The organism is Thalassoglobus neptunius (genome assembly GCF_007859735.1).
Lineage (GTDB): Bacteria > Planctomycetota > Planctomycetia > Planctomycetales > Planctomycetaceae > Thalassoglobus > Thalassoglobus neptunius.
Map to the genome: position 1 here is coordinate 22918 of NZ_SIHI01000030.1, position 17880 is coordinate 40797.

The 17880-nt window shown below is 52.7% G+C and carries 12 protein-coding genes; 6 read left to right on the forward strand and 6 right to left on the reverse strand.

Annotated elements, in window-relative coordinates; all coding sequences use genetic code 11:
- Nucleotides 1–100: 100 nt before the first annotated feature.
- The 3 genes from KOR42_RS20840 (at nucleotide 101) to trkA (ending at nucleotide 2794) form a co-directional block, all read left to right on the forward strand.
- Nucleotides 101–445: a DUF3467 domain-containing protein gene (locus tag KOR42_RS20840; RefSeq protein WP_146511768.1), complete on the forward strand. Its 345-nt coding sequence runs from the start codon at nucleotides 101–103 to the stop codon at nucleotides 443–445.
- A gap of 121 nt (nucleotides 446–566) precedes the next feature.
- Entirely contained in the window at nucleotides 567–1334 is a 768-nt protein-coding gene (locus KOR42_RS20845) for a DUF3467 domain-containing protein (RefSeq protein WP_146511769.1), read from the forward strand.
- 104 nt (nucleotides 1335–1438) lie between these two features.
- On the forward strand, nucleotides 1439–2794 hold the full coding sequence (trkA, locus tag KOR42_RS20850; RefSeq protein WP_146511770.1) for a Trk system potassium transporter TrkA: 1356 nt from the start codon (nucleotides 1439–1441) through the stop codon (nucleotides 2792–2794).
- 49 nt (nucleotides 2795–2843) lie between these two features.
- Here the strand turns inward: trkA and KOR42_RS20855 are convergent, their stop codons facing one another.
- From KOR42_RS20855 to KOR42_RS20880, 6 genes are all read right to left on the reverse strand, one after another.
- The gene (locus KOR42_RS20855; protein WP_146511771.1) at nucleotides 2844–3260 is read right to left on the reverse strand and encodes a DnaJ family domain-containing protein; all 417 of its coding nucleotides are present in this window, start codon (nucleotides 3258–3260) and stop codon (nucleotides 2844–2846) included.
- A 126-nt stretch (nucleotides 3261–3386) separates the two neighbouring features.
- The gene (locus tag KOR42_RS20860) at nucleotides 3387–4853 is read right to left on the reverse strand and encodes a cryptochrome/DNA photolyase family protein (RefSeq protein WP_146511772.1); all 1467 of its coding nucleotides are present in this window, start codon (nucleotides 4851–4853) and stop codon (nucleotides 3387–3389) included.
- Nucleotides 4850–5341 (reverse strand): SRPBCC family protein, encoded by a 492-nt coding sequence (locus tag KOR42_RS20865; protein WP_146511773.1) that lies wholly within the window; start codon nucleotides 5339–5341, stop codon nucleotides 4850–4852. Before KOR42_RS20865 ends, KOR42_RS20860 begins: the two co-directional genes overlap by 4 nt.
- Before the next feature lie 260 nt (nucleotides 5342–5601).
- Nucleotides 5602–6051 (reverse strand): TadE/TadG family type IV pilus assembly protein, encoded by a 450-nt coding sequence (locus KOR42_RS20870; protein WP_146511774.1) that lies wholly within the window; start codon nucleotides 6049–6051, stop codon nucleotides 5602–5604.
- 67 nt (nucleotides 6052–6118) lie between these two features.
- Nucleotides 6119–7297: a TadG family pilus assembly protein gene (locus KOR42_RS20875; protein ID WP_197441411.1), complete on the reverse strand. Its 1179-nt coding sequence runs from the start codon at nucleotides 7295–7297 to the stop codon at nucleotides 6119–6121.
- Between the two features lie 184 nt (nucleotides 7298–7481).
- A complete protein-coding gene (locus KOR42_RS20880; protein ID WP_146511776.1) occupies nucleotides 7482–8177 on the reverse strand; it encodes a hypothetical protein in 696 nt (231 codons plus the stop codon).
- A 567-nt stretch (nucleotides 8178–8744) separates the two neighbouring features.
- On the opposite strand from KOR42_RS20880, the gene purL reads away from it, so the two are divergent.
- From purL to gyrA, 3 genes are all read left to right on the forward strand, one after another.
- Nucleotides 8745–11645, forward strand: a complete 2901-nt coding sequence (purL, locus tag KOR42_RS20885) for a phosphoribosylformylglycinamidine synthase subunit PurL (RefSeq protein ID WP_146511777.1) — start codon at nucleotides 8745–8747, stop codon at nucleotides 11643–11645.
- Nucleotides 11646–11860: 215 nt separating this feature from the next.
- The gene (locus KOR42_RS20890) at nucleotides 11861–14230 is read left to right on the forward strand and encodes a serine/threonine protein kinase (protein ID WP_146511778.1); all 2370 of its coding nucleotides are present in this window, start codon (nucleotides 11861–11863) and stop codon (nucleotides 14228–14230) included.
- A 237-nt stretch (nucleotides 14231–14467) separates the two neighbouring features.
- Nucleotides 14468–17275: a DNA gyrase subunit A gene (gyrA, locus tag KOR42_RS20895; RefSeq protein WP_197441412.1), complete on the forward strand. Its 2808-nt coding sequence runs from the start codon at nucleotides 14468–14470 to the stop codon at nucleotides 17273–17275.
- The last annotated feature ends 605 nt before the right edge of the window (nucleotides 17276–17880 follow it).

The following is a 17880-nucleotide window of genomic DNA, read 5'->3' on the forward strand; positions in this document are numbered from 1 at the left end:
GCGACTCGTTGAACCAAACCGACTCGGCGAGTTGTCGGGAACGAGCAACGTGCTCAACTAATGGATTGAAAGTCAACGCCTCAGGTGAAGGAGAAAAACCATGGCCGAGTCCACTCAAACGTCCTCCGAGCAGTCTTCGTCGTCAGAGACTGGGCAGCAGCAGGTTCGCATTGAACTCGATGACACAAACGTTGAAGCGCTCTACGCAAATCTGTGTCGTGTTTCGAGCACCCCGGAAGAAGTGATTCTCGATTTGGCCGTCAATCCGAATCCGATGGCGACTGGCAGCCAGAAGCTGAAAGTGACTCAGCGAGTGATTCTCAATCACTACACAGCCAAGCGGCTCGCTGCTTTGCTCTCAGCGACAGTTCAACGACACGAACAAGCCTTCGGTCGCCTCGAAGTTGACGTGAGAAAACGGCTCGTTTCCGCAGAGACAACTTAAGCTCGACGACACTTCCGGAACGGTTCAGAGTGTCCGCCCGAGACAACAGAACACATCGTGGTGGTTCTCGGAACCGTTCAGTCGGAATTCCGAAGAAGTCGTGAAATGAAGAGGTCATCCTATGGATGCCAATGGAGGGTCTCCTCCAGATGATGAGGAGTCAGAACGAGATCGATCGGGTGAAAAGGATTCCGGCAGGGATTCTCGCGATCCTCTTCCCGACCCAGCTTCTTTTCCCCAGCCGATACAAGCTCAGGTTCAGCATCAGAATTTGAGTGCGCGTGTTCCCGGTCGGGTGGGGGAAGGAGTCTTCGCGAATGGAGTCATGGTTCTGACGGGGCAGACCGAAGTTGTTCTCGATTTCGTTCTGAGGATGGGAGAACAACAGCGAATTGTTTCGCGATGTGTGCTTCCCTATCTCGTCGCACGTCAGTTCTTAATGGCCCTTCAAAGCAACGTCGACAACTACGAACAACGTTTCGGACCACTCCCGCAACTTCCTGTTCCCAAACCGGAAGCGTCAACAGGTCCCGTGTCTGAAGAAAGAGAGTCAGGCGGCTCTCCAGCAGGCGACGCCGGCAATCCTCATCATTCTGGGTTCGGAAACTTGGGGCATCCGGAAAACAGAGATCGGAGTCCCGCTGTCCCGCGAGTTGAAGATGTCTACGATGAATTGAAGGCGGATGATCAAATCTATGCTGGGCACTATGCCAATGCTGTGTTGATCCGGCACACCGGAACAGAATTCTGCCTTGATTTCATTACCAACTTGTTTCCGCGCTCAACCGTGACATCTCGCGTTTTTCTCGCTGCGCCTCACATTCGTCCTCTCGTGGGATCCTTACAGCGAGCTCTTCAACTTCCGGGAAGCAGCGATGAGATGACATAATGTCTCGATGGATAAGTTTGAGTATTCGTCTTCAAATGTGCTTGGGACCGCGCCGGGAGCTTGCTCAGCGAAGATTGTGGAACTTTGACGACAAGTGACAACCTATGCACGCTGTGATTCTTGGTGCCGGAACGGTCGGAAGATCGATTGCAGATTTGCTTGTTCAGCAGGATGTGAATGTTTGCATCGTCGATGAACAGCGCGATGTGCTGAATCGTGTCGAAGAACAGCTGGATGTTCAAACGGTTCTCGGATCTGCGTGCGAGTCGATTCCACTGTTTCAGGCTGGAGTCCAGAACGCTGAGATTTGCCTGGCGGTGACCAGTCGCGACGAGGTGAATCTCGTCGGGGCGAGCTTATCCAAAGTGATGGGCGCGAAAACAACGGTCGCCCGCGTTTTCAATCCTGCTTACCGCGATTTCAGTACTTTCGACTATCAACGGCATTTCGGGATCGATCGGCTTCTCAGCCTCGAAAAGTTAACTGCTCTGGAACTCGCGAAAGGTCTCCGTGCTCCGGGCCTGTTTGCTGTCGAAAGTTTCGCGCGGGGCGGAGTGGAGGTGCTGGAGGTCGGAGTCGACCAACGTTCGGACGCCGTTGGAAGGTCCATTCGGGATTTAAATCTCCCAGCGACAGTCCGCATCGGTTTGCTTGTCGGGAACAAGGGGCCGTCAGTTCCGACAGCGGATGAAGTCATCCAGCCGAGTGATCGAGTGACGCTAATCGGAAAGTCGACGGCGCTGGAAGATGTGAAGAGTCTCTTTGAGGCGAAGTCTCACCGGACGATGTCAGTGATTATCGCGGGAGGCGGAGAAATTGGTTTCCACCTCGCGAAGATTCTCGACAGTCGACGCTATCGGGTTGTGGTCCTTGAAGCTGATCCCGAACGATGTCAGTTGTTGGGAAGCCGACTGGAGTCCGTGACCGTTCTCGCGGGTGATGCCACCAATCAAAAGGAACTCGAGGAAGCACGAGTCAGTTCCGTGGATGTTTTCGTCGCTGCGATGGGACGAGACGAAGACAACATAATCTGCGGTGCTGAAGCGAAGGAACTGGGAGCGTCCCGAATCATCAGCATTGTTCGTCGACCAGACTATGTGAATGTGCTGGAGAAAATTGGAATTGATCTCGCCGTCAGTCCGCGAGAAGTGATGGCCGGTGAGATCGTCGGAATGATCCAAACTGGGCCAATTGCCCGGCAAAGCTCGCTCGCTGGCGGAGCGGCTCAGGTCTGGGAAGTCGAAGTCCGAGAAGGAGCACCTTGTACCGCGGGGGCACTTCGCGACTTGCAGATCAAAGATTGTCTGATTGCAGCCATTGTTCGCGAGGAATACGTCGAAGTGGCCTCCGGCGATGACCAACTACGGGTCGGCGACTCGGTCGTTGTGATCGTTCAGAAAGGTCAGGAGTCCGCAGCGCTGAAGTGGTTTGGGGCGAATGGTCAGGGCTCGCGAGGCTGAACGGTCTCGAGGTCTCTCTGTTGTTCAATCAACGATAAACGAACGTTCGCTATGTTGACTGAGCACCGGAGTTTTTCGACTCTTTCCACCGCGCAATCTCTCGCTCAATGTTCACCGGGACAACCACAATGGGTGGGCTTGGCGATGGAGACTGAATGGCTTGAAGGACACGTTGATTGAGCTTTTCGAGTTCTGCTCGAACGAAGTCTTCGTTGGCCAGAGTTTTGATTTCGTTCAGGGTCTGCTCAATGTCTCGACGGGCGTCGATCAGTGGTGGAACGATGCTCAGCTGTTCCCGCTTCAGTTTGTCTTTTAACCACCAATCCGATTCGAGAACTTTTTCAACACCCGAAATCGGCTTTCCATGACCGCTGAGATTGTCGAATTCCCCTTCGCTTTGAGCGTCTTGAATTCGTTGTTCAATGAAACCTTCCCAGGGCTGATGAGCCGGTTTTCGTTCTCCCACTGTTCTTCTCCGATTAACAGGGTGTTATCACAGTTGAACATGTTTGTGATACATAATCGTGATGCTTAAGACTTCGATTAAGGAAGTCTGTTTTTTAGATCGCATCCAATAATGCGCTGCTCAATTCTACTCAGAATACTTTTCTAAGTACTCGGTCATTTTGAGCTTCTTTCGCGTGCTTTCGCTGGTCATGTAGCGAATTTTGCCAAAGATGGGACGTTCCGGACCCCATGCACGATCGTATCTTCCCAAGACCCAGAATATCCCGGAATAGCTGTTGGGATTGCGTCCATCAACGGCGTATTTATTGTTCAGCTCGATCATCACTTTCAATGCGTCTCGCGGTGTCGCGGACCATTGAAAGATTTTCTTTCCCCACAGCATGCGGAGGTAGTTGTGGAGCCGACCGTCACGGACAAGTTGTCGTTGGGCTGCGTTCCAGATTTCGTCGTGCGTTTCTGCCCGTTCGAATTCTTCGAGAGAATAGGTGTGAGGTCGGTCGTCGTGGGCGTGTTCTTCGAGCGTCTTTTTTGCCCAATCAGGAAGCGACTCGTAACGATCGTAGTCGCTGCGGTGAGCACACATGTTGTATCCGAGTTCTCTCCACGTAATCAGTTCGTCGAGAAAGCTTTCGGAAGAGGACGACATTCCCCACCATCCTTCACGGGCTCCGGAAGTTTTGTCGGACAGCTGATCGATCGACCAGCCTTCATGATCGGCAATCCGCTGAAAGACCGTATGTGACGAGATCTGTCCAAAGTGAAGATATGGAGAGAGTCCGCTGCTGGCGTCTTCGTCGGGATGATTTCTGCCATCGCCGTATCGAACCAGCCGATCCTCAATGAAGCGATCGAGTACATCATCCGCAGCCCTGCGACCTCCCTCAAAATCGGCCGGGCCGACAGAGTGATCAATCGGAAGTTCTGACAATGCTTTGCTTGTTGCTTTCAAGAGATCTGCCGAAGCAGTGGGCCACTTCTTGAGAATCCTTTTCGGGACGGGAATGGAATTCGGGAGATCGTTAGCTTCGATGGGATCGACGTCGGGAAACTCTTCGAGGTGAGGAGGCAACGACTTTTGGAGAAAGCGGCGAAACGAGTAGGCGGTTTTGAAGACTTCTTCCGTCGATCTCATCGGGAAGAGTCCGTTCGAATCGACCGCTTCAAGTTTGACGTGCAGCTTGCGGGAAATGAGTCGCAGCATCGTCGGAATGAAGAACGACGGAAAGTCATCAGTCACGACAACCGCAGCTTTGTCGGCCAAAGTCGTCAGCAGTTCTCGACCGTGGTTCGGAGTTGGTTCGACATACGGGTAATACGTGACATTGGCGTCTGCGAAATCTCGCTTCTGGTCAGCCATTCCCTGAAGGACGAAACGATGAATCCGGTCGCTGGCCCAGCGATAGTTGACTCGAAGTGCTTCAAAAACAATGAGAGGTTTGTTGAGCAAGTTGGCCCATTCCACAGCTCGCTGGAGTGAGAAATTCGACTTCGCTCGACGATTGGCAATCATCCAATAGAGAACATAGTCGCCGTTCTCCTGAACTTCTTCGTCATTCAGCGATTGAATTCGAGATGTCGGAACGTCACTCATGAGACGAAATTCGTTTCGTGAAATTTCTGAGCAATAACTTCCTGGCGGAACTGGAAAATTCGACGAAGGTCCCTGTTCACTAATCTGTCATGCAAGAATCGAGGACCGGGAACGTTATAATACACGTGATCAGAGACTTGTGTTCCGTTGTCTTTGGGAATGAATGTGTGTTGGTGGATCCATTTTCGATAGGGACCGCGAATTTGTTCGTCTGTAAAAGAACATGGAGGATTCCATTCCGTGATCTTCGTCCGCCAGCGAATCGGGATCTTTCGCAGAGCCAATCGATAGTCAATCAGCGTTCCTTCCTGCATCGGAATGGGGCGCGGAGTGACGATCTTGAAGTTCAACCAGGGCGGAGTGATCGCTTCCAGATTCTCTGCGTCGCCGAAGAATTGAAAGACCTCATCAATCGGTGCGTCGAGGAACTGCTCGCAGGAGAGTTGCCAGTCTGGTCCAGTAGATGTGATGTCAATTCGGTCTGCCATGGGGGCCAAGCTCATTCGGTTTCGCTGAGTCTATCAGAAGGAATCGTCGATTGTTCAACTTCCTTGACGATCCTAGACGCAAGAGCGAATCCGTCGAGAGGGCTTTTCGGCTCCTCGCTTGTTGGCAATTTCATTGGACCGCAGTTTGACCGATGCCGGTTCAGAAATTGAGCAAGCACAAACGACAACAGCGGCGCCGAGATCGCTCGACGCCGCTGATTCAGATTCCGACATTGTTTCAGGAACTCAAACTTGAGGGGCTACTCGTGTCGCATTGCAGCTTTTGCTTTGAGGTCGACACTTGTCAGATAGCGGAAGAAGTAGCCGACGTCTGTGTAGGGGACACTGACTGCAACAACGATGAGGTCTCGCGTGGACGCGTTCAGACATTCGTTGTTCGGATTGGGATTTCCGGTGTAAGGAGTAATGGTCACGGTGACTTGATTGGTGGTGAGCGTGGCTCCCACTGTGTTGCGAACCTGATCGATCACCGCGGTTTTCACATCGGCAGTCGAGACACCCTTAATGATCGCTTGTCGGCTTCCTTCACGGGCCGCATTGGTGATCAGGTTGGAGACCATAAAAGCCCGTCCAAACTCAATCACTCCGAAGGTGACGCTGAGCAAGATTGGCATCATCACCGCTGTTTCGACAATTGCGGCTCCCAACCGAGATTTTTTCTGATTGCTGATTCGATGTTGGCGTCGCATGGGATCACTCGAAGTTAGTTGTGAGGGAATCGTTGAATCTGATCAGAACATAGAAGGGTTCTGTCGATCAGTGAATGAGTCCAGCTGGGGCGAGGACGGAATCGTCCCGGATGACGGTATCTCCGCCAACAACACTGGGGTCGGTGTAAACTGCTGGTTGAATCACGACGGTCTTCCCGCTCGGCTTTCCTGTCAGTCGAACGAACATAATTCGAATCGGGACAAACTTGACGATGGTGTAGTTCGCGTTATTTCCGTTTCCAGAAACTTGCGTGAAGATGGGAATCATTCGTGGCTGGCCTTTAATCGCCTCAAGCTCATCTTTGATTCCTGCACTCAATCCGGTGTCTCCGTTCAAGATCATCGGCAAAGCGTTCAGGTCGAGTTTGCCGCCGAAGTAAGAGAGGTCGGAATCATTGAGTCCGTGAAGAATTTGTCGTGAGATGTCAGCTGTGCTGTTTCCCTGGTGTCCAAAGTCGACTGTTCCACGGTTTCCAGGCGGCAAAGCCTGGTTTCCATAAGGATAGAGGCTGACTTCCAAAACTCCGTCGCTCCCGCTGGTGATGGTTTTCGTCTCATCGTTCCAGTGATAGTTGTCCGAGCCGACCCCATTCAGTATCAGGTCGTTCCAGGTGGGCTCATCGAGGGTGATGGGCAAAAGGCCAGCCTGGATGTTGGGAACGTTGCGAATCGTGACTCCTGGTTGAATGGCTGCGGTTGCCTTCACTGTAGTCGTTGCGTTCCGGGATCCGATGACGGGAGCGAACCAGAGATCGAGCGGCCCATCTCCGAGATTGCTTCCCGGTGTGTTTCGACGGGCCGTAACTTCCACTGCGTTGTAGGGAGTTTGTCCCCACTTGATCGACCACTGACTGGTTGCTGGATCCCATTGTCGGTATCCGAAGCGAATGTCGTTCGCGCTGTCGATGTAGGTTCCACTTCGACCAGCTGCTTCATTTGCTGCAGCTACGGCCACCGCTGCGTTTCGTGCTGCGGTCGCTCCCTCGGCATTCGTTTTGGAAGCTCCAACTCCCCACGACTTGTAGAGTTCGATGTTCGCAGCGAGCGCTGCGGCATCGGCACTTCTCTGTAGTTCGGCTCGCGACAGAGATATGTATCCCATATCGAGTGCGAGGGCTGTGAACGCGAAGAGAATGACCAGCAATCCGATTCCCATGATCAGAACAGCCCCCTTGCGGTCGTTCTGGAATTTCGGTTGAAGTCGTGTTCTTTGCAGGGTTTTCATCACCGGCTGCCTCACCATGAGTTGAGCGGTCAAAATTCAGAAGTTTGGGGGAGCAAAATTTGAGAAGTGATCCCAAAACCTGCGAGTCGACAGGCATCTCGAAGTTGATCGCACGTTGCTTCTGCTCGTGCGGATTCGAACAAGCTGCTTCGAAAAGTATCTGAAGCGTTTCGAAATTCAGGTGTTACTCGGCTGCGAGTCGGTGAACGTAACGGTCGTTGAGGTCCTGAGCGTACAGGTCTCCGTTTTCGTCATAGAAGCGGATCGCAGATCGTTTGAAGTAATCGACTCGGTTGGCTCCGAACGTCACTTTTGAGTGTTCGATGGAGTTTCCAGGGTGGTAAGGATTCAGGTCGGTACGATTTGTGAACAACCAGACTTTAAGGGAGTTGCTGTCGCCGAACGTTCCAAAGGTTGTCGAAGTGCCGTTGAAAACAGACATCGTAAGGTGACCGCCTTCGATTGCAGTGGCGGTTGTGTAGGTGATTTTCTCGTTTGAGGTTGACAGTTCCGACGGAGCACGTTGTCGCTGATAACCAATCAGGTAGTCTCCGAACCACACTTGCAGCTGCATTCCTCCCTCACCGAAATTCGGAAGAGTTCCGTGGTTGAGTTCGAACAGCGTATGTGTGTCGAATCTTGCGTCAGTGGGGCCAAACACTGTGGCAATCTGTGGACAATCCGCGTTGGGATCGGGGTTGTTGACGACTAACTCCCAGTCTTCTTCGACACGATGAATCGGCGGAGCATTGGCGACAATGTCTTCGAACGTCACTTCCTGCGAAGTGTCGTCGCCAGCTGTCTGTGCGATGGCAACTTGCCCCCCGTGAACAATAAGGGCAACTGCCGAAAGGCAAGCCAAAGATTTCAGTGCACGCATAATGGGAGCCTCTCAATCGATTGGAAAAGTCGTGTTTCTGGTACGATGGACTTCAGCATCTTCCGAATGGTGGAGAGAGCACCAACAAAGAGGGAGGTTTGTATTTCGGGGATACATTGAAGTGTGACCAAACCCTATTTCACGAATTCGCAGTCGTTGCCCGAATTTGAGAAAAATGGGAGAAATTTTTGATCCTCGCGTGATCCAATCGATCGTTCCAGATGAATTCAACGGGTGCCTGTGTGGATGTTTCGCAACACTGAGTGAGAACCTGATGGTTTTGTCATTCAAGGGAGTGCGTCGCTACGCCTCTCGATGCGGATTTACTACGATTCCGAAAACTGGATTTCAAAGCGTGGTCTCCGAATCTCGTCAAATTTGATCGAACGGTTCGAAATCGATCCGATTCACGAGTTTCGGGATGATCTGGCGACAACCGAGTGGATGTGATGGATGCGATCAGGCCATCTGATTTCGCATCATTGATCTGTCTTGCGTGAGCTTCAATGAAATCCAGATTGAAGAGAAATTTCGAATCCGCCCCTACCTGACAACCTCAAGACGACCATGCTCTGGGAAATCGAGATCAGTTCGAAAAGTGGACCCGACCGCGAAGCAGAACATGCTTTGGCGGAAGCCCGAATGTGTCGCCTGAACAGTCTGGCAACTGTTCGATCGGCGAGATCATATTTGATTGAGGGAAGTCTCGATAACGCCCAGCTGCAACAAGCGTCCGGAGTTCTTGCCGACCGGGTTGTCGAGCAAGTGACCGTTCGTTCACTGCCTGATCATTCAGAAGCTGGCCAAACCGAACGGCTGTTGAATGTCCTCTTCAAACCGGGGGTGACGGACAATGTTGGAGCGACAGCGACGAAAGCACTTCAAGAGTTGGGATTTGAAGTCGAACGCGTTTCGACGTGCCGCAAATACTGGGTCAACGCGGATTCCAACGAAAGCGAAGTCGAACGATTCGCGTCGCGCGTTCTTTCGAACGATTCGATCGACCGCGTCCTGTTCGGACCATTGCAATTGACCAGTCTGGCGGTCGGGAGTGAACAGGACTTCGAACTGAAGCATGTCTCCATTCGCGATATGGACGACGAGCAACTCAAGACTCTCAGTCAAACAGGTCAGCTGTACCTGAGTCTGACTGAGATGCAGACCATTCGAGACTATTTCCGGGAGTTGGAACGAGATCCGACTGATATTGAACTCGAATCCATCGCTCAAACCTGGAGTGAGCACTGTTCTCATAAGACCCTGGCTGGGCGAATTGCTTATCGTGACGAAAACGGTGAACGGCACTTCGAGAACATGCTCAAAGAAACAGTCTTCGCTGCCACTCAAACGATTCGAAAGAATCTCGGTGATGCGGACTGGTGCGTCAGTGTGTTCAAAGACAATGCGGGAATCGTTCGCTTCGATGACAAGCAGGACGTGTGCATCAAAGTTGAAACACACAATCACCCCTCAGCACTCGAACCTTACGGCGGCGCGAATACCGGTTTGGGCGGAGTGATTCGCGATCCGCTCGGGACTGGGTTGGGCGCGAAACCTGTTTGCAATACCGACGTCTTCTGTTTCGCATCTCCCGAGACCGGGTTCGACAGCTTGCCGCCGGGTGTTCTTCATCCGCGAACAGTGATGCGCGGAGTGGTCTCCGGGGTCCGTGACTATGGGAACCGGATGGGAATTCCGACAGTCAACGGGGCTGTCTACTTCGACGATCGATACCTTGGGAATCCGCTCGTTTATTGCGGAAACGTCGCAATGATCCCGCGCGGTATGAGCGAGAAAGAAGTTCATCCCGGTGATTACATCGTCGCTGTCGGCGGAAGAACGGGGCGAGACGGGATTCACGGCGCCACGTTTTCATCTGCCGAGCTGACTCACGAGAGTGAAGAACTTTCAGGGGGAGCAGTGCAGATCGGGAATCCCATCACCGAGAAGATGGTTCACGATGTTATCCTTGAAGCACGCGACCGACGACTCTTCAACGCAATCACCGATTGCGGAGCGGGAGGTTTCAGCAGTGCAGTCGGGGAAATGGGTGAAGAGACAGGAGCCGAAGTCTGGCTTGAGAAAGCTCCTCTGAAATATCAGGGTTTGACTTACACGGAAATCTGGATCAGCGAAGCCCAGGAGCGAATGGTTCTCTCGATTTCTCCCGACAAGTGGGATGAGTTCAATGCACTCTGTGAGTCTGAAGGAGTCGAAGCGACCGTCATCGGAAAATTCACCGATACGAAGATGCTCGAGTTGAAGTATCAGGGCGAATCTGTTGGATCGCTGGCGATGTCGTTTCTGCATGACGGGCGTCCTCCGGTGATTCGTGATGCTGTGTACTCTCCGCCGGAAGAACGTGCTGTCAATTTGGATTCCGAGACGATTGAACATGGTGAGGTCCTGCGAAAAATTCTCGCTTCTCTGAACGTATGCTCAAAAGAGTCGATCATTCGTCAGTACGATCATGAAGTTCAGGCGGGGAGCGTTGTGAAGCCGCTCGTCGGAATCGCGAATGATGGTCCTTCTGATGCTGCGATCATTCGTCCGGACTTAAGCGGAAAACGGGGACTCGTTATTTCATGCGGGATGAACCCGCATCTGGGAGACGCCGATCCCTATTGGATGGCTGCCTCTGCGATCGACGAAGCTGTCAGAAATTGTGTTGCTGTCGGTGCCGATCCTGAGCGAATCGCGATTCTCGACAACTTCTGCTGGGGCAATACAGAACGTGCGGAGACGCTCGGATCTCTCGTGCGAGCGGCGCTGGGATGTCAGGAAACAGCCGTCGCCTACGGAACTCCATTCGTCAGCGGAAAAGATTCGCTCAACAACGAGTTCTCCTATGTCGATGGCGAGACGTCTCGAACGATCAGTATTCCTTCATCGCTGTTGATTACTGCACTCGGTCAAATTGGTGATATCGAAAAGGCCGTGACGATGGATCTGAAATCGGCCGGCAATGTTCTCCTTCTCATTGGGGAAACTCACAACGAGTTGGGCGGCAGCCATTTCAATCTCGTGACTGGTCGCGATGGAGGAATCGTTCCGCGTGTTGACTTCGAGAAAGCTCCGAAACTGTTCTCGGCCGTGCATGAGCTGATCGATCGCGGATTTGTGCGAAGTTGCCATGATCTGAGTGAAGGTGGGCTTGCAGTCACCCTGGCAGAAATTGCATTCGCTGGCGGACTCGGGGCCGAAATCCAACTTCAGAAATCGGGAGTCGATGCGACAGTGGAACTCTTTTCCGAGAGCAACACGCGATTCGTCCTCGAAATTCCATCAGAACATCTTGCGGATTGTCACAACGTCCTTGAACAGGCTCAGTTGCCCGCTGCGGTTGAACTCGGTCACGTGAACGAGAGCAGCGAACTGGTTGTGCGAGGAAGCGACGGAACCGTTCTCATTCAGGACTCACTGAAAGCATTGAAGCAGTGCTGGCAGGAACCTCTGTCGCGTTTTTAGGCGTTTTCGCGGTGTCTATGAACTTTCCCAACCGGTTTCGTCTGAGGAATGGTCGGTTCACTCGCGGGCCAATCGTTGCAAGCCGGTGAGGACGGGACTCTCCTCGCGGAATCCGATATTGCGAAAACGGGTGAGAATGTGTCATAACCTGCTGGTTGAAGCGCATCGATTCTCTCTCAAACTCAAGAGTCCCGAGATCGGGAGTTCAGTCTGGCATGGAGCCACCATCGGAACAACTTGTCGCTGATCTTGAGAGTTTGCAACTGGCTTCGCGACGTGACATTGCAGCGTGCCGACCGGCTGTTCGGCGTGCTTCTCGAGGGTTGCCAGCGTTCGATTCTGTCTGGATTCACTGCCTTGTTGCCACGGGAAAGCTCACACCCTTTCAAGCTGTTCGGCTGGAGACTCAGACGACGGACGAACTGAAAGTTGGCCCATCGTACGTCCTGGCGGATCAAATTCACTTCGATGCTGTTCTTCCGGTCTTTCGGGCAATTGAGACGACAACTGGCCGATCGGTTGTTGTCACGCGAATGAAGGTTGATCGGGAGGATTTGAAAGAAGTCCGGGCTCGCTTTGAAAGGCGATTTGCTGAGTTTCGAAAGTTCACTCATCCCAATCTCTCTCTTCCGACGGAATACTTCATCAAGGCGGATCGAGGAGAAGTCGACATCGTATCGCCTGGACTCGATGGGCAACCGATGACTCAGTTCTTGATTCGTCGCGGTCGGGTTCCTGAAGATGTGGTTCGGTGTATTGCTTCTCAGGTGGCTCTTCTGATGAAGACGTTTCCCGGGGAGTTCTTCCATGGTGATCTGCGTCTGGCGAACGTCTGGCTGGACCGAAAAGGGCGGGTTCATTTGGCGAATCCGGGCATCTTTACCTGTCTCCATCCATTCCCGACGATTCATTCACTCGCTCCGAAGGATGCCTACGACACCATGGCTCCGGAACGGATTTCTGAACGAAGCCTTCCGGATCTTCGGTCGGAAGCGTATTCGTTGGGGTGTATTCTCTGGCAGATGCTGACCGGGCGTCCTCCGCATCTCGTCGCTGATCCTCTCGCAAAACTTGCGGAGCACCAACGCACAGAAATTCCGGATGTTCGGGAATTTGCTCCCGACGTGTCGGAGGATCTGGCTCGACGCATTCGAATGATGACTCGACGTGACCCGGCACTGCGAAAGTTGAAACTTGACGAATTGGTTCAGGTCGCTGAAAGGGGCCGACAACCGAAGCTGGAACGTCGATTGAAGCGTTTTGTCCAAACGTTCGAAACGGCAGCACCCCGCATGATGGGAGAACGTCCGGCTTCCTCTCGAAAAAAGACTGTGGCTGCTGCTGTGTTGTTGAGCGTGATCGCCTGTGTCGTTGCGTGGAACTGGCAGCACCTTGGATTGGGGCAGGTCGAACGATTGGAAGCCTCAACGATTCCATCGAGTGTCTCTCTGGAATCATCTCATTCGGATGACGTGGCGGAGGCTGATCTCGATCCCGAATTGTTGGACCGAGATAAATCGGAAACAGCTTCTGTGCCTCCGATCGTTGTCGCGGAAGAGGCTTCAGAGAGCGCCGACTCGACTGAAGAGACCATTTCGAACGACATCGAAACTCTTCCTCAACTGGATTCCGATGGACTCGTGCGGCTGACGGGTGTCGGTCCCTATCGAATTTCAAACCTGACCAGTGAGTCTCCGATTCGAATCGTCGGTCTGGCGAATGAACGCTCGCAGATTGTTGTCGATCGCGAATTGAATCCGGTCGTGACTCCGCATCTCGTCCTGCAAAATGTTGAATTCGTGTTTCGCAACGAGTCATCAAGCAGCGACGGCGTCGCAGGAATCACAATTCGATCGGATCAGTTGACCTGTTCAAGCTGTCTTTTTCGAGATGAAACCGGTGACGCTCGACAGCCACTCATTCGGATCAGTGCTGAGGACCGTTCGAATTTGAACGCGGGGCGACTCCTTCTGACGAACTGCGTCTTTCTCACTTCAAAGCCGGTGATCCAGTTTCAGTCTCCCTTAACGACCGCTCGATTGGAAAATGTGTTCGCGAACACACCAACAGCTTTTCTATCACTCTCCTCCGGAGTGGTTTCCGGTTTTCGGGTTCCTTTGATTGTCGAGCAATCGTCGTTTTCGGGAGGAGGGGCACTGGTCGAGTTTCAGTCGGGATCGAAAACTCCCCCATTTGGTTTGCTGTCCATTCAAGGAAAAAACAGTGTCGTCGAAATCAGTCCTGATGGCGCGATCGTGGAGTTCGTCGGATCTCCCGATTCTCTGAATGCCGGTCAAATTGCGAAACAGATTGAGCTTTCCGGGACGGGGCTGATCGTCCGGGCTGACCGGCAGCTTGTTCGTGTTCAGAGCAACCATGGTTTTGCCGGGGAAGGCAATCTTGAGGCGGAATTGACCGTCAACGGGGTCCTGAGTGGTGAGTTTCGGTTCGAGAACATCGAGGCTGTCACGCCGTGTTTCCCGGGGGAAGAGCGGGTGATTTTCGATGCTCTTCCGGTGCGGGATGCGCTGACCGTTCCCGGCTTTGATTCTGCACGCTTCTGCAGTTCGCACTCAGAGATGTAACTTCTTGTCTCTCAATAGTTTGAGCAGCTCGGGAATGTCGTCTGGGTCCGTTGTTGTTCGCCTCTCATTCAGCTATAATTTCGGTGCCCCGGAACAGATATTGCTGATTGCTGGAAAATCTTGTTCTGTAAGGGGTTAGGGGGCTTTTGGGAGTTCCCGGACGGTGAGCAGGTCTTCATTTGCCGCCACTACCGTACTGACTGTTGAGAATTGAACTGAACGCAGGAGCGCACTGCTTTGTCGAATGATCTGACCCCTCCTGAAGACCCGAATCAAGGTGACTCGAATTCTGCATCTGGTGGATTGAGCCAAGGCCGCATTCAGGCTCTCGATATTCGAGAGGAGATGCGGCAGAGTTATCTCACCTACGCGATGTCGGTGATCGTCAGTCGCGCACTGCCTGATGTTCGTGATGGCTTGAAGCCCGCTCAGCGACGAATTCTCGTCGCCATGAATGATTTGAATCTGGGGCCGAATTCCGGACGTGTGAAGTGTGCGAAAATCTCCGGGGACACTTCGGGAAATTATCACCCGCACGGGGAAAGCGTCATCTATCCAACCCTTGTCCGAATGGGCCAGGATTGGGTGATGAGAGAAATTCTCATCGACAAGCAGGGGAACTTTGGATCCATCGCGGGGCTCGGTCCTGCTGCGATGCGATATACGGAAGCTCGACTTTCGTCCGCAGCTTCGGAAATGCTCGACGATCTCGATCACGACACCGTCGACTATGTTCCGACTTACGATCAACGTGGAGAAGAACCGGTCGTTCTTCCGTCACGATTTCCCGGGCTGCTGGTCAACGGATCACAGGGAATCGCGGTCGGAATGGCGACCAGCATTCCGCCTCACAATTTGAGTGAGGTCGCTGATGGCGTTCAGTTGCTGATCGACAATCCCGAAGCATCGATTGATGAGATCATTAACGTCCTGCCGGGTCCTGATTTCCCGACTGGAGGAGTGATTTGCGGGCGTTATGGAATTCGTCAGGGATATCTGACCGGTCGATCGACTCTAACGCTTCGCGCCAAAGTCGAATTTGACACCGAGAAGAATACCGACGTGATCGTCGTTCGCGAGATTCCTTACCTTGACACAAGGGATCGTCTGAAATCAAAGCTCGAAGCACTGATCAAAGAAGATCGCGTGAAAGGGATTTCGAGGGTCGTCGATTACACCGACCGAAAGACACCCAGCTGGCAGGTTCGGCTTCACATCTATCTCAAGCGTGACGCCGACCGTGAAGTGGTGCTGAACCAGCTTTACAAATACTCGCCGCTTCAGACGACCGTTTCGGTGATTTTGCTCGCCCTCGTGGGAAGTCGACCGCAAACGCTGAACATCAAGGAACTCCTTCAAGAGTTTATCCGGCATCGCGTCACTGTCATCAGGCGTCGGACAGAGTTTCTGTTAAACGAAGCCCGACGCAGAAAACACACCATCGAAGGCTTGTTGATCGCGCAGATCGATATCGACAAAGTCATTCAGACGATTCGAAATTCTCCGAGTCGGGCCGAAGCGAAAATTCGCCTTCGCGAAATTGAAGTCCCGGCGGAGATGGTTGCGCGAGCCTTGGGGCAAGATGGTTTCGAGATGCTGGTTCTGGAAATCGGCGAACGAGAAAATTACTCGCTTTCGGCGAACCAGACCGAGGCAATTGTCAGCATGCAGCTTGGTTCACTCGCCAATCTGGAACGCGAAAATCTGCAGGGTGAACACAAACAGCTTCTTGAAAATATCGCGGAACACCTCCGGCTTCTCTCCGATGAGGACAACATTCGCGCGGTGATCCGCGAGGACATGGACACGCTGAAAAGCAAGTTTTCGAATCCTCGACGAACCGAGATCAGCGATGAAGAGTTGGGTGACGTCGATAAGGACGAGTTGATCACCGAAGAGCCGATGGTCGTCACCATCTCGCAGAGAGGATACGTCAAGCGAACTCCGCTTTCGATTTACAAAGCTCAAAACCGGGGCGGCAAGGGCGTGAAGGGGGCGAAATCGGATGAAGAGGATCCGATTGAACATCTCTTCGTGAGTAGCACTCACAGCTATCTGTTGTTCTTTACGAACCTTGGAAAAGTCTACTGGCAGAAAGTCTACGATCTACCACTGCAAGCTCGAACCGCGAAGGGACGCGCTCTCGTGAACCTGTTGCGCTTGTCAGATGGGGAACGGGTCCAGGACTGCATCGACGTTCGAGAGTTTGACGACGAACGCAGCCTCTTGATGGCGACGCGGAAAGGTTACATCAAGAAAACTCTCCTTTCGGCTTACAGCCGTCCAATGAAGGGGGGAATCATTGCAATTAAACTTGAGGAAGATGACAGTCTTATTGACGTCGTCAAAGTCTCACCCGGTGAGAATGTTGTGTTGAGTACCTCCACCGGGATGGCGATTCGGTTCTCTGAAGCGGATGCCCGGGCAATGGGTCGAAACTCGCGAGGAGTGAAAGGAGTTTCACTCTCCTCGGGTGATGAAGTCGTCGGAATGGTTGTGGCAAGTTCAGAGCTTTCGCTTTTAACAGTCTGTCGAAACGGTTACGGAAAACGGACTCCATTCGGTGCCGGCGTCGTCGAAACCGAAGAGGACGATGATTCATCACCGAATAGCAACGGCAATATGCGGTATCGCCTTCAGCGGCGAGGTGGCAAGGGGCTGCGTGATATTAAAACGACCAGTCGAAATGGTCCCGTGATCGGAACACTCGCTGTTGCGGACGGAGACGATGTCCTGCTGATGTCGATTCAGGGAAAGATCCAGCGAATTCGTGCTGCCGATATCAGTACGATTGGGCGAAATACTCAGGGAGTGACCATCATGAAAATGGATGGCGGAGACACTCTCGCTTCCATCGCCCGAATTCCGGAAGAAGTCGTTGAAGTTGAGGAAGAAGGAGTCGAAGCTTTGGCTGTCAGTGACGGAGAAAACGTTTCCGCCGACGGGTCCGTTCCTGAAGTTGACTCGAGTTCGGCAACTGATTCCGCAACGGATTCTGAAGATCAGGCATCGAATGATGTTCCTGGCGAACCTGAAAACGACTGATTTCGAGGTTCCTGAAAAGAGTCGATGACGCCTTGGGGGGCGTCGACTTTGGGCGGGATGGCAGGTGTCGTTGCGAATCAATGGTCTTTTCTGCTGTACTGTTTCTGGAGTTGTTGTTGATCTGACGAGTTTGATCCGATGAGTGTGTCGATCTCCGATGAATCGACCGATTGAAAATCTCTTCGAGAAAGCGAGGCGACGATGCAGCGGTCTTCCGTACGTTCTTTCGAGAGTCAACGTTTTCAAAGTTGCAGCGTCCATTCGCAGAGTGCGAAGTTGATGAAACTGTTCGCATTGGTGCTGGCGTTTCAGCTCAGCGTTACAAGTTTGCTTTGGGCTGAGAGTCCGGCCGGTCCCAATATCATCCTGATCATGGCTGATGACAAGTAAGAGGACTGCAAAGCAAATGGCAGCAAATTGCGGGAAAGGCAGCGTTTCTCAGCCGACATTCAATGTTTTCAAACGCCCCCAAGTTAGAGCCTATCCGGAATCCTCTTCATGCTGTAAGTCGGTATTTGAACGGAGCTTGGTTGGGTGAAGGAGCTAAGCGGCGGAGCATGCGACCAATGGAAGCCACATAGATCATGGCTTCGCTCGATTTGGTG